Source organism: Acidovorax sp. HMWF018 (assembly GCF_003061035.1).
Classification (GTDB): Bacteria; Pseudomonadota; Gammaproteobacteria; order Burkholderiales; family Burkholderiaceae_C; genus Acidovorax; species Acidovorax delafieldii.
Map to the genome: position 1 here is coordinate 10,270 of NZ_QAIM01000652.1, position 12,728 is coordinate 22,997.

Below are 12,728 nucleotides of genomic sequence, written 5' to 3' on the forward strand. Positions count from 1 at the left end.
CCGTTGCAGCCTTTTTCGCGGGAGCAGCCTTCTTAGCGGCCGGTTTTTTCGCAGTTGCCATCATGTTCTCCTTGGGTCAATTTGCAAAGAGCACTTCCTGTCTGCAGTGGACAGAGAGCGATCCATGGAGATGGATGAAAACTCCATCTCCATGAACACGGGAACGCCCCGCAGGGCAGCGCTCTGCGGCGCTGTCGTTGCTGGGCGTGGTGTAAAAATCCATGGTGGTGTGGCCTGCAAAAAAGGCGCTAGTCCCAGGACAGCGCACCACCGGACTGGTATTCAATAACCCGGGTCTCGAAGAAGTTGCGCTCCTTCTTGAGATCGATCATCTCGCTCATCCACGGGAACGGGTTCTCTTCATTAGGGAACAGCGTCTCCAACCCGATCTGCGTGGCGCGGCGGTTGGCGATGTAGCGCAGGTAGCCCTTGAACATGGAAGCATTCATGCCCAGCACGCCACGGGGCATGGTGTCTTCGGCGTAGCGATATTCCAACTCCACGGCCTTGAGGAACAGTGCCTTGATCTCGGCCTTGAACTCTGCGGTCCACAGGTGGGGGTTTTCGAGCTTGAGTTGATTGATCAAGTCGATGCCGAAATTGCAGTGCATCGACTCATCGCGCAGGATGTATTGGTACTGCTCAGCAGCGCCGGTCATCTTGTTCTGGCGACCCAATGCCAGGATCTGCGTGAAGCCCACGTAAAAGAACAGGCCTTCCATCAGGCACGCGAAAACGATCAGTGACTTGAGCAGTGTCTGGTCGGTCTCGGGCGTGCCGGTTTTGAAAGACGGATCCATGATCGCTTCGATGAAGGGGATCAGGAATTCGTCCTTGTCGCGGATCGACTGGACTTCGTTGTAGGCGTTGAAGATTTCGCTTTCATCCAGACCCAGTGATTCGACGATGTACTGATACGCGTGGGTGTGAATCGCTTCTTCGAACGCCTGGCGCAGCAGGAACTGGCGGCATTCAGGGGCCGTGATGTGGCGGTACGTGCCCAGCACGATGTTGTTGGCGGCCAGCGAATCGGCGGTGACGAAGAAGCCCAGGTTGCGCTTGATGATGCGGCGCTCGTCTTCGGTCAGGCCGTTGGGGTCCTTCCACAACGCGATGTCACGCGTCATGTTCACCTCTTGGGGCATCCAGTGATTGGCGCAGGTGGCGAGGTATTTCTCCCACGCCCACTTGTACTTGAAAGGCACCAGCTGGTTGACGTCGGTCTGGCCGTTGATGATGCGCTTGTCGGCAGCGTTCACACGGCGGTGTGCTGCTGCGGCGACGGGTGTGGTGGTGGCGCTTGCTGCTGGGGCCGAGGTGCTCAAAGGCTGCAGCGAAGGCGTTTGGAAAGCGAGAGGCGGTTGTCCCACCTGGCGGTTGTTGGGCAGACCGCCGTCCAGTTGATTTTGCGATGAGGGCTTGACTTCTTCGTCCCAGGTCAACATAGATTTTCCAGTGTTCGGATTATGAAAGCAGTGCTGCGAAAAGGAAAGCACTGAAGCGTTGTGCAGCAAGGTTTTGTTGCTTCACAGCACCGGAGCAACGCCTCGGGCCAGCCCGAGGCGTTGCTGGCAATGTGCTTACTGGCAGGCCTCGCAGCCAGGATCGTCGATGGCGCAGAACTTGACGTCCGTGGCTGGCACAGCTGCAGCCTGCTGAGAGGCCGTTGCGGCAGCGGCTTCCAGCGGGTTTTGCTTGGCCGCTGCGGTGGCTGAAGCTGCCGATGCGCCGCTGTCATTGCCCGATGACACTGCATTGAGCTGGCGTGTGTTCACGGTGCTCATTTCGACGTGCGTAGCGCTTTGGGTGCGCAGGTAGTAGGTGGTCTTGAGGCCGCGCACCCACGCCAGTTTGTAGGTGTCGTCGAGCTTCTTGCCCGACGCGCCGGCCATGTAGATGTTGAGGCTCTGCGCCTGATCGATCCACTTCTGGCGGCGTGATGCGGCTTCCACCAGCCACTGGGGTTCGACTTCGAAGGCTGTGGAGTAGAGCGCCTTGATGTCCTGGGGCACGCGGTCGATGGGGTGCAGCGAACCCTTGAAGTGCTTGAGGTCCATGATCATCACGTCATCCCACAGGCCCAGGCGCTTGAGGTCACGCACCAGGCCGCCGTTGATGACCGTGAACTCGCCCGACAGGTTGGACTTGACCGACAGGTTGCCGAACGAAGGCTCGATCGAGGCATCAACGCCAATGATGTTCGAGATGGTGGCCGTGGGGGCAATGGCGACGCAGTTGGAGTTGCGCATGCCGTCCAGTGCAATCTTCTTGCGCAGGGCATCCCAGTCCAGCGTGGACGAGCGGTCCACTTCCACATACCCGCCACGGGCCTGCGAGAGCATGTCCAGCGTATCGAAAGGCAGGATGCCGCGATCCCACAGCGAGCCCTTGTAGCTGGAGTACTTGCCGCGCTCTTTGGCCAGCTCGGTGGACGCCCAATAGGCGTAGTAGCAGATGGCTTCCATCGACTTGTCGGCAAATTCCACCGCCTCTTGCGAGGCGTAAGGAATGCGCAGCGCGTACAGGCTGTCCTGGAAAGCCATCACGCCCAGACCCACGGGGCGGTGGCGCAGGTTGGAGTCGCGGGCCTTGTTGACTGCGTAGTAGTTGATGTCGATCACGTTGTCCAGCATGCGCATAGCCACGGTGATGGTCTTCTTGAGCTTGTCGTGGTCGATCTGGCCGTTCTTGATGTGCTGCAGCAGGTTCACCGAGCCGAGGTTGCACACGGCAGTTTCGGTGTCGCTGGTGTTGAGCGTGATCTCGGTGCACAGATTAGACGAATGCACCACACCGGCGTGCTGTTGGGGCGAGCGCACATTGCAGGCATCCTTGAACGTGATCCAGGGATGGCCAGTCTCGAACAGCATGGTGAGAATCTTGCGCCAGAGGTCCGTGGCCTGGATGGTCTTGGCGGGCTTGATCTCGCCGCGTGCAGCCTTTTCTTCGTAGGCCACGTAGGCCTTTTCAAAGTCGGCGCCAAACAGATCGTGCAGATCGGGCACGTTAGAAGGGGAGAACAGCGTCCAGGTGCCCTTTTCCATCACGCGGCGCATGAACAGGTCAGGGATCCAGTTGGCCGTGTTCATGTCGTGCGTGCGGCGGCGATCGTCGCCGGTGTTCTTGCGCAGTTCCAGGAACTCTTCGATGTCCAGGTGCCAGGTTTCCAGGTAGGTGCAGACGGCGCCCTTGCGCTTGCCGCCCTGGTTCACGGCCACGGCCGTGTCGTTGACCACCTTGAGGAAGGGCACCACGCCCTGCGATTCGCCGTTGGTGCCCTTGATGTGCGAGCCCAGGGCGCGCACGCGGGTCCAGTCGTTGCCCAGGCCACCAGCAAACTTGGACAACAAGGCGTTTTCCTTGATTGACTCGTAAATGCCATCGAGGTCGTCGGGCACCGTGGTCAGGTAGCAGCTCGACAGCTGCGAGCGCAGCGTGCCGCTGTTGAACAGCGTGGGGGTGGACGACATGAAATCGAACGACGAGAGCACTTCATAGAACTCGATGGCCCGGGCTTCGCGGTCGGTTTCATTGAGCGCCAGGCCCATGGCCACGCGCATAAAGAAGGCTTGGGGCAGCTCGATGCGGGTCTTCTTGACGTGCAGGAAGTAGCGGTCGTACAGCGTCTGCAGGCCCAGGTAGTCGAACTGCAGGTCGCGCTCGGCCTTGAGCGCGGCGCCCAGGCGGTTCAGGTCGTATTGCTTGAGCAGGCGCTCGTCCAGCAGCTCGTTGTCCACACCCTTCTGAATGAAGGTGGGGAAATAGTCCTTGTAGGCCTGGCCCATGTTGCTTTGGGCTACGTCACGCCCCAGCACCTCGCGCACGATGGTGTGCAGCAGCAGGCGGGCCGTGGCGTAGGTGTAGTCAGGATCTTTTTCGATCAGGGTGCGGGCCGCCAGAATGGACGCCTTGTAGACCTCGTCCATGGGAACGCCGTCATACAGGTTGCGCATGGTCTCTGCGACGATGGGGGCTGCCTGGATGTCGGCGCCCAGGTTGGCGCAGGCCGACTCGATCAAGGCGTGCAGGCGCAGGATGTCCAGCTGCACGCGTTGGCCGTTGTCGATCACGTGCAGCACCGGGGTGGCGGGTGCTAGCTGTTCCAGGTGGTGAGCGCGTTCCTGCGTGCGGCGCTCGCGGTACAGCACGTAGGCTCGGGCGACTTCATGGTGCTCGCCGCGCATCAGGCCCAGCTCGACCTGGTCCTGCACATCTTCAATGTGGAAGGTGCCGCCGCCAGGACGCGAGCGCATGAGGGCGCGGACCACGTTCTGGGTGAGCGTGTCCACTACCTCACGCACGCTGGCAGAGGCAGCGCCCTGCGTGCCGTGCACTGCCAGAAACGCCTTCATCATCGCCACCGCAATTTTTTGGGGCTCGAACGGCACTACCGCGCCGTTGCGGCGAATGATCTGGTAATGCGTGAGTGGGTGCCCGGAAGCTGCGGCCGCCGCAGCGTGCGTGGCGGCATCCGCAGAGGCGGTGGGCGATGGGGAAGGCGTGTTCAAAGCAGCTTGCATGGGGGTCCTCTTCTGTGGGCTGTCTGGGGTGGGCGTGCGGCCTGGAGTGCCGCCGCAGTGTGTGGGTGCTGCACCGGACTTCAGTCTGGTGCACACTATATATGGTGTGTCGAGGCGGTTCAAGACACTACCGGTAGTGTACCGCCGGAATGAGTCCCCAAAACCGAAACAGCATGTTCCCAACCCCATTGCGTACGCAACCGGTGCCTGCAGCGAGCCCTTGTAAATGCGATGCGAGCGGCGCAAAACCGTGCAGTGGCGGACCTTGGCGGCGGATTTCCTGTGCCAGGCCGCGCAGCGCTTGGCTGCAAAAATATGTGCAAGTGCACAAAGAAAAAAATGCCTTGATGCGCCCGTACGACAGTGAAAGTGCGGCGTCAGCGAATCTGCAAGGGGTCCGCCCGCGTGTTCAGCGGGAATCGCTGCGCAGGCCAGTCCAACGCCCCCTGCAGTCGTGGCCAGTCAAAGCCCGGGCCTGGGTCCAACTTACGTCCCGGGGCAATGTGTTCATGCCCTGCGATGTACTCGATGGGATAGCGCAGCGCAATGTCCTGGCAGACCCTGGCCAGGGTTTCGTACTGTGCCGACTCGAAGTGCAGGCCCTCCAGGCCTTCCAGTTCAATGCCGATGGAATCGTCGTTGCACTGGCTCCTCCCCCGGTAGAACGATTGCCCGGCATGCCAGGCGCGCAGGTCACAATCCACAAACTGCCACAGCACCCCGGTGCGCTCGATGAAAAAATGCGCGGACACCTGCAATCCGCGGATGCCCTGGTAGTAGGGGTGCGCATCCCAGTCCAGCGTGTTGGTGAACAGCTGTTGCACGGCACCGCCGCCGTATTCGCCAGGCGGCAGGCTGATGGAATGCACCACGATAAGATCGACCTGCGAGGTCTGTACCGGGCGCGGCCCGTGGTTCGGAGATGCGAGCCGCTGAGCGGTCCTGTACCAGCCGCCCTCCCAGGGCGCCATGTCTGCCGCTGGTGCACCGTCAGCCCAGTTCGTCATGCGGGTCCTGGTCATTGGGCACGGCGATGTTCAGACGGGCGATGCGGTAGCGAATCTGGCGCAGGCTGATGCCCAGGCGTGCGGCTGTGGCGGTACGGTTGAACCCGGCTTCTTTCAGCGCGCGGATCAGGATCTCCCGCTCCTGCTGGTCCAACCAGGCCTGCAGGTCGCTGGGCAGTGGCACCGTGCAGCCGTTGGCCAGGGGCTGAGGGCCCTGGCCTGTGTCTGCAGACGTCGAAGCGTGGGGCCCAGCAGAGAAGGCGGCGGACACCGCCGATCCCTCTGGCGCTGGCACAAGCGTGGGCGGTGCCGGGCGCGCCATCTGCACATCTGACGCGCCGCTTGGCGCATCCACCTGCAACTCGTCCCCGTCGCTCAATGCCACTGCGCGGTGCAGCAGATTTTCCAGCTCGCGGACATTGCCGGTCAGTGGGTGGGCGGCAATGGCGTTCAGTGCCCGGTCGGTGAGTTGGGGCACCGGCATGCCCGACTCGTGGGCAATGCGGGTGAGCAGCGCTGCGCACAGTGCGGGCAGGTCTTCGCGGCGCTCGCGCAGCGGCGGAATGACGATCTCGATCACATTAAGTCGGTAGTACAGGTCCTGGCGGAACCGGCCGGCCTGCACATCGGCCGCCAGATCGCGGTGGGTGGCGCTCACAATGCGCACATCCACCGTCTCTTCCTGGGTGGAGCCGAGTGGCCGCACGCTGCGCTCCTGGATGGCGCGCAGCAGCTTGGACTGCATGGCCAGCGGCAGGTCGCCGATTTCGTCGAGGAACAATGTGCCCCCGCGTGCGGCCTGGAAGTAGCCGTCGCGGTCTTGCGACGCGCCGGTGTAGGAGCCCTTGCGGGCACCAAAAAATTCAGCTTCCAGCAGGTTCTCGGGGATGGCCCCGCAGTTCACGGCGACCAGGGGCCCGTCAGCACGCTGGCTGCTGGCATGCAGGGCTTGGGCCACCAGCTCCTTGCCCGTGCCCGACTCGCCATGGATCAGTACCGGCGCCATGCCACGCGATACCTTGGCCACGCGCTGCTTGACGTTGCGGATGGCGTCGGACTCGCCCACGAGGCGGTCCAGGGCGGCGTTGGCATTGCCGAATTCGCCGGTCGCCGCCGCTGCATTGGTAGACCGGCTGGAGCCGTTGCTGCGTGACGCACGCGGAGGTGGAACCCCACCCGTGCCCTGGATGGCTGAGGCCACCACCGAGCGGAACTGCTTGAGGTCCACGGGTTTGGTGAGGTAGTCGAAGGCCCCTGCGCGCAGCGCCTCGACCGCGTTCTCTGCCGAGCCGTAGGCGGTCATGACCACGCAGCGCTCCCGGCGCTGCTGGTCGCGCAGATCCTGCAGCAGCTCCATGCCAAACCCGTCGGGCAGCCGCATATCGGTAATCACGGCGTCAAAGCGGTGGGCCTTGAGTTGATCACGCGCCTCCTGGACGCTCGACGCGGTCTCGACCCGGTACCCCTCGCGCAGCAGGGTGAGCTCGTACAGGGTGCGCAGATCGGGTTCGTCGTCAACGACAAGGATGGAGGCGGCAGGGGCGTTCATGGAGGCGGCAGTCAGACCACGATGGTGTCAAACAAGGTGGCATTGTCGGCGGGGCGGGTCGTGCGGCGGAAGCCCACAGTAAAGGCGTTGCCTCCGATGTCACCGCGTGCGGTGTGGCGGTTCAGGCGCTGGTAGCTGATGGAGGCGCCATGGCGCTGGCACAGCTCCCGGCAAATATAGAGGCCCAGGCCACTGGAGCGGCTCTCCGACGAGAAGAAGGGCTCGAACAAATGCCGCTCCACGGATTTGTCCATCGGGGCACCGTCGCTCCACACCTGCAGGCTGACCTGGCCAGCGGGCGTGTTGCGCGTGGTCACTGACAACGAGTCGGGCTCCGGGCCCATGTAGCGCAGGGCGTTGTCCAGCAGGTTGACGAGCACCCGACGCAGGTGCTCGGCGTCAAACTCCACCTGGATGGCGCCCGTGTCCAGCGACACCAGGGCGCGCCGCCGGGCGGGGTCCTGGGCCTGCCAGTCGTTCCAAATCTGGGCGACCGTCTCGTCCAGCGCCACGGTCGAGGCTGGGGCATGGCTGATCTGGTGCTGTACGCGGGCAATGTCCAGCACCTCTTCGGCGATGCGGGCCAGGCGGTCGGCGTTTTGCTGCACCATGTGCGCCAGCCGTTTTTGTGCGGGGTCGTGCAGGTCTTCTTCCAGCAGGGCATTGGCCTGCACGATGGCCGCCAGCGGGTTGCGGATCTCATGGGCCACCGCGGCGGACATGCGGCCCATGGCCGCGAGTTTTTCGGTGCGCAGCCGCGCTTCCATTTCCCTCAGGTCGTGCAGGAACATCACGCACAGCCGCTCGGAGCGCGTTTGCAAGGCCGCGTTGCGGGTGGATGTGAGCCAGGTGCGCACATGCAGACCGGTGGGGCTCTGGCCTTCGTGCAGCAGATCGACGTCGGCCGTCTGGGGTTGTTCGTGCCGGAAGGTGCGCCGCGCCAGGATCACCAGGGGGTGCCACGGCGCGGTGGAGGTCAGGGCAAACGGTAGCTCGGTCAGTGCCATGCCGCCCAGAAGCTGCAGCCCTGCGGGGTTGGCAATGCGCACCACGTCGGTCTCGTCCACCACCAGCACCCCGTCGGTCAGGTTCTGGATGACCAGTGCACTGACCTGCGTTTGCACGCGCGCTGCGATCTGGCTTTGTTGTGCCACTTCCTGTTCGCGCGCCAGGCGGGTGGCCAGCTGGTGCACCAGATAGCTCACGATGAAGTAGCCTGTGCCGGTCAGTGCACTTTGCAGGTAGCGCTGGCCTTCGTCTCCTGTGCTGTACTGCCCCACCCACCACGCCCAGCCCAGCAGCAGCAGCGTGACTGCGGCGGTGGTGCCCAGGGCCAGGGTCAGCGTGCCCATGACCGCTGCGATCAGGATGGGCAGGCCGAACAGGGGCGTGTAGTTCATGGTGCCCGCATGCAGCAACTGCAGCGCAGTGATTGCCGCCAGGTCCACACCAATGGAAGGCAGCCACTGCGGGCCGGCGCTGGGCGACGGGGGGGCCTTGCGCGACAACACCCGCAGTACCACGGTGGCTACGAGGTAGGCCACGCAGACCGCGAGCACTGAAGGCGCCGCCGCTTGATTGATCAGCTGCCCGGCCCCCTGCAGCACCAACAGTGCCAGGGCTACCATCACGCGGCCCGTCAGAAAACCGAGCCACAGCCGTGCGAAGGGGGCTTCTGCGGAAGGCGGCAGTGGGCCTGCGGGCGCTGCTTGCATGGTCACAACGGGAAGGCGTCGCTCAGGCCGGGCCCATGCGCCGGTGCTCGGCGCTGCAATAGGCCTGATTGCCCAGCATCAGTGCCTCGGCCTGCGGGATGTGCACGCCGCAGTGCGCGCAGGCCAGCATGTCCTGCGGTAGGGCTGGCGGTGTAGGGGGCGCTTTGGGCGCCGCCGCATCAGGGGCGCGGCGGCTGCGCCAGATACCCACCGCCACCGCGATGACGACCAACAAGACCAGGTACTTCATGCGCTGCGGCCCAGAACAACTTCCAATACAAACCGCGAGCCCACATAGGCCAGCAGCAGCAGGGCCGAGCCCGCATACAACACACGCACCGCATTGCGGCCCCGCCAGCCAAACCGCGCGCGGCCCAGCAGCAGGGTGGCGAAGGTCAGCCACGAGAGCATCGAGAACACGGCCTTGTGGTCCCACCGCCAGGCCCGGCCATACAGCGTCTCGCCAAACAGCCACCCGGCCATCAAGGTGGCGGTGAGCAGGACAAACCCTGCCGTCACGAACCGGAAGGTCAGCCGCTCCAGGGTGAGCAGCGGGATGCCGCTGTGCGGGTCTTCGGCCTGCCGGATGTGGCGTTCGGCGCGTGTCATGAGCCAGGCATGCACGACGGCGGCTGCAAACAGCCCATAACACGCAATGCCCAAGGCCAGGTGCAAGGGCAGCCAGGCCGATGCAGCCACGTGCAGGGGCTGCCCCGGGAACAGCATGGCCAGCACAATGGCTGCCGCCCCCAGGCCTGCCAGCACCCAGCGCGACTGCATTTGCGGAAACAACTGCCGCTCCACGGCATATACCGTGAGCACCAGCCATGCGGTCATCGACAGCGCAGGCGCAAAACCGAACCGGGGCGCATCGCCCCACAGGCCCCAGACCAGCACGGCGCCGTGCAGCAACCACGCGACCAGCAGTGCATTGCGCGCTGCTGCAGCCCCCAGGCGGGAGGCCGCAGCGGCCGGCACGGCATAGGCCACGGCAGCGGCCAGGGCCAGCAGCCAACTGACGGGGGAGCTACTCGTTAAAATCATGGGCACAGTTTAGCCTTTCGCCCACCGCCAGCGCCCTGGCGGGGCCGCGCGCACAACGCCGTTGTTGACGGCGCGCAGCCAATACCGGAAACACCCCTATGGCCTCCGCCCTTACCGACAAACTCACGCGCCTCGTCAAGGAGATGCGTGGCCAGGCCCGCATTACCGAGTCCAATGTCACGGACATGCTGCGCGAAGTGCGCATGGCGCTGCTCGAAGCCGACGTGGCCCTGCCCGTGGTGCGCGACTTCATCGCCCGCGTCAAGGAAAAGGCCCTGGGCCAGGAGGTGCTGGGTTCGCTCAAGCCCGGGCAGACGCTGGTCAGCATCGTCAACCGTGAACTCGCCGCCACCATGGGCGAGGGCGTGGCCGACATCAACCTGGCCGCCCAGCCGCCTGCCGTGATCCTGATGGCCGGCCTGCAGGGCGCGGGCAAGACCACCACTACGGCCAAGCTGGCCAAGCACCTGATTGAAAAGCGCAAGAAAAAGGTGCTGACCGTGTCGGGCGACGTGTACCGCCCGGCCGCCATCGAGCAGCTCAAGACCGTGACCAAGCAGGCCGGTGCCGAATGGTTTCCCAGCACGCCCGACCAGAAGCCGCTTGACATTGCCCACGCCGCACTCGACTACGCCAAGAAGCACTACTTTGACGTGCTGCTGGTCGATACGGCCGGTCGCCTGGCCATCGACGAAGCCTTAATGAAGGAAATCAAGGACCTGCACGCCGCGCTGAACCCGGTCGAAACTTTGTTCGTGGTCGATGCCATGCAGGGCCAGGACGCCATCAACACCGCCAAGGCCTTCAAGGAGGCGTTGCCCCTCACCGGCATCGTGCTCACCAAGCTCGACGGCGACTCGCGCGGTGGTGCTGCACTGTCGGTGCGCCAGATCACGGGGGCGCCCATCAAGTTTGCGGGTGTCTCGGAGAAGATCGACGGCCTGGAAGTGTTCGACGCAGAGCGCCATGCAGGCCGCATTCTGGGCATGGGCGACATCGTGGCGCTGGTGGAGCAGGTCACGGCCGGGGTGGACATGGAGGCCGCACAAAAGCTGGCGGCCAAGGTCAAGAGCGGTGACGGCTTCGACCTGAACGACTTTCTCTCGCAGATCCAGCAGATGAAGCAGATGGGCGGGCTGTCGAGCCTGATGGACAAGCTGCCCTCTCAGCTCACCGCCAAGGCGGGTTCGCTGGACATGGACAAGGCCGAAAAAGACATCAAGCGCAAGGAAGGCATCATCCAGAGCATGACGCCCCTGGAGCGCCGCAAGCCCGAACTCATCAAGGCCACGCGCAAGAAGCGCATCGCCAACGGGGCGGGTGTGCATGTGCAGGAAGTCAACCGCCTGCTCAAGGAGTTTGAGCAGATGCAGGGCATGATGAAAAAGATGAAGGGCGGCGGCCTGATGAAGATGATGAAGAAGATGGGCGGCATGAAGGGCATGGGCGGCGGAGGCATGCCCAAGATGCCTTTCTGAAGGGTTTTCAAGCCTTTTTGGCACCAGGCGCTACAAGCATATGCCTGGAGTGCTATGAAAATATGAGTGAATAAAAAAGCCGACATGCGTCGGCTTTTTTTGTGGGTCGGTGGATGGTGGCTCTGCGCGGTGCCTCAGGCTGCTTGCAACGCCACGGGCCGTGCCAGCCGGCTGGCGTGCAACCAGGCACGGCGCAGTACTGGAGGGGACCACGACTCCTCGGGAATCAGCAGCAGTCGCTGCGCACGCAGCGCCCGGCCCAGTGCGATCTGGCTGGTCCACACCGCCAGCGGAATCGCCAGCGCCAGCGGCAGGCCCACGGGCATCAGCCACAACAGCGCGCTGCTGTCGATCAGCGCCACGCCCGCAGCCAGCAGGGCGATCACCGCGCTCATGGGAGCGAGCTGGCGCACGGCGTGGCGCCAGGGCACGGCATGGGCTTCGCGCGGAGGCGACTTCCACTCCAACTTCAGGCCAGTCAACGCGATCAACACAAACAACGAATGCGCCAGCATGCGCACCGGCGCCTGCAGGATGGCCATGACGCTCTCCAGCACGGCGCTCTTGAGCAGGCTGAAAGCGCCGCCGTACTGCTTTTGCTCGCGGCGCATGAACACTGCGGCCACGCCCAGGATGCGCGGCAAGAACAGCAGGCACAAGGTCCAGACCCACAGGGCGAGCAGCTCGGCGGGCAGGATGTGCCAGTCCGCTACCAGCTTGGCGCCCGACAGCCACAGCGCCGTACCGAGAGTCATGAAGGCCAGCCACAGCGGCGCCGACAGATAGGCCATGGCACCGGTGACGAACATGGACCGGTGCACCGCGTGGATGCCGGGCTCGGCCATCAGGCGCGCGTTCTGCAGGTTGCCCTGGCACCAGCGGCGGTCGCGCTGCAGCTCGGCCAGCAGGTCAGGCGGCTGTTGCTCATAGCTACCGATCAGGTCGCCCACCAGCCACACGTGGTAGCCCGCGCGGCGCATGAGGGCGGCTTCCACAAAGTCGTGCGACATGATGCCGCCAGCCAGGCCCCCCTTGCCGGGGATGGGCGCTAGCGCGCAGTGCTGCATGAACGGTGCCACGCGGATGATGGCGTTGTGGCCCCAGTAGTGCGATTCGCTCAGCTGCCAGTACTGCATGCCCAAAGTGAACAGACGACCCGTGACGCGCGAGGCAAACTGCTGCGCGCGGGCGTGCAGCGTCACATGGCCGATGGCCTGCGTAGCGGTCTGGATGATGCCGGCCGTGGGGTTGGCTTCCATCAGCTTGGCCATGGAGACGATGCAGTCGCCGCTCATCACACTGTCGGCGTCCAGCACCACCATGTAGCGGTAGTCCTTGCCCCAGCGGCGGCAGAAGTCGGCCACGTTGCCCGCCTTGCGGTGGGTGCGGCGTGTGCGCAGGCGGTAGTACACCTG

General features: G+C 64.1%; 9 protein-coding genes and 1 pseudogene. 1 reads left to right on the forward strand and 9 read right to left on the reverse strand.

The window, feature by feature from the left end:
- The 8 genes and pseudogenes from DBR23_RS31965 to DBR23_RS27300 form a co-directional block, all read right to left on the reverse strand.
- Window positions 1-61 (reverse strand): annotated as a pseudogene (locus DBR23_RS31965) (histone); the annotation flags it as partial.
- A gap of 187 nt (window positions 62-248) precedes the next feature.
- Window positions 249-1,445, reverse strand: a complete 1,197-nt coding sequence (locus DBR23_RS27270; protein ID WP_056066330.1) for a ribonucleotide-diphosphate reductase subunit beta — start codon at window positions 1,443-1,445, stop codon at window positions 249-251.
- A 135-nt stretch (window positions 1,446-1,580) separates the two neighbouring features.
- Window positions 1,581-4,520, reverse strand: a complete 2,940-nt coding sequence (locus DBR23_RS27275) for a ribonucleoside-diphosphate reductase subunit alpha (protein WP_108500150.1) — start codon at window positions 4,518-4,520, stop codon at window positions 1,581-1,583.
- A 377-nt stretch (window positions 4,521-4,897) separates the two neighbouring features.
- Window positions 4,898-5,527 carry a 1,6-anhydro-N-acetylmuramyl-L-alanine amidase AmpD gene (gene ampD, locus DBR23_RS27280; RefSeq protein WP_108500151.1) on the reverse strand — a complete coding sequence of 210 codons (630 nt, stop codon included), beginning with the start codon at window positions 5,525-5,527 and terminating at the stop codon, window positions 4,898-4,900.
- Complete coding sequence (locus DBR23_RS27285; protein ID WP_056746904.1) at window positions 5,511-7,076, reverse strand: sigma-54 dependent transcriptional regulator; 1,566 nt, start codon at window positions 7,074-7,076, stop codon at window positions 5,511-5,513. Before DBR23_RS27285 ends, ampD begins: the two co-directional genes overlap by 17 nt.
- Before the next feature lie 11 nt (window positions 7,077-7,087).
- A complete protein-coding gene (locus DBR23_RS27290; protein WP_056066318.1) occupies window positions 7,088-8,791 on the reverse strand; it encodes a nitrogen regulation protein NR(II) in 1,704 nt (567 codons plus the stop codon).
- 22 nt (window positions 8,792-8,813) lie between these two features.
- Window positions 8,814-9,041: a PP0621 family protein gene (locus DBR23_RS27295; protein ID WP_056066315.1), complete on the reverse strand. Its 228-nt coding sequence runs from the start codon at window positions 9,039-9,041 to the stop codon at window positions 8,814-8,816.
- Complete coding sequence (locus DBR23_RS27300) at window positions 9,038-9,835, reverse strand: inner membrane protein YpjD (protein WP_108500152.1); 798 nt, start codon at window positions 9,833-9,835, stop codon at window positions 9,038-9,040. Before DBR23_RS27300 ends, DBR23_RS27295 begins: the two co-directional genes overlap by 4 nt.
- A 98-nt stretch (window positions 9,836-9,933) precedes the next feature.
- On the opposite strand from DBR23_RS27300, the gene ffh reads away from it, so the two are divergent.
- The gene (gene ffh / locus DBR23_RS27305; RefSeq protein WP_108500153.1) at window positions 9,934-11,313 is read left to right on the forward strand and encodes a signal recognition particle protein; all 1,380 of its coding nucleotides are present in this window, start codon (window positions 9,934-9,936) and stop codon (window positions 11,311-11,313) included.
- 134 nt (window positions 11,314-11,447) lie between these two features.
- On the opposite strand, the gene mdoH is transcribed toward ffh, so the two are convergent.
- On the reverse strand, window positions 11,448-12,728 hold a 1,281-nt coding region (gene mdoH / locus DBR23_RS27310; RefSeq protein ID WP_233250783.1), incomplete at its 5' end, for a glucans biosynthesis glucosyltransferase MdoH.

What these genes read in the sequence shown, in the direction of transcription:
- DBR23_RS27270 (WP_056066330.1), bottom strand. Translation starts at nt 1,445, where the DNA reads ATGTTGACCTGGGACGAAGAAGTCAAGCCCTCATCGCAAAATCAACTG.
- DBR23_RS27275 (WP_108500150.1), bottom strand. Translation starts at nt 4,520, where the DNA reads ATGCAAGCTGCTTTGAACACGCCTTCCCCATCGCCCACCGCCTCTGCG.
- ampD (WP_108500151.1), bottom strand. Translation starts at nt 5,527, where the DNA reads ATGACGAACTGGGCTGACGGTGCACCAGCGGCAGACATGGCGCCCTGG.
- DBR23_RS27285 (WP_056746904.1), bottom strand. Translation starts at nt 7,076, where the DNA reads ATGAACGCCCCTGCCGCCTCCATCCTTGTCGTTGACGACGAACCCGAT.
- DBR23_RS27290 (WP_056066318.1), bottom strand. Translation starts at nt 8,791, where the DNA reads ATGCAAGCAGCGCCCGCAGGCCCACTGCCGCCTTCCGCAGAAGCCCCC.
- DBR23_RS27295 (WP_056066315.1), bottom strand. Translation starts at nt 9,041, where the DNA reads ATGAAGTACCTGGTCTTGTTGGTCGTCATCGCGGTGGCGGTGGGTATC.
- DBR23_RS27300 (WP_108500152.1), bottom strand. Translation starts at nt 9,835, where the DNA reads ATGATTTTAACGAGTAGCTCCCCCGTCAGTTGGCTGCTGGCCCTGGCC.
- ffh (WP_108500153.1), top strand. Translation starts at nt 9,934, where the DNA reads ATGGCCTCCGCCCTTACCGACAAACTCACGCGCCTCGTCAAGGAGATG.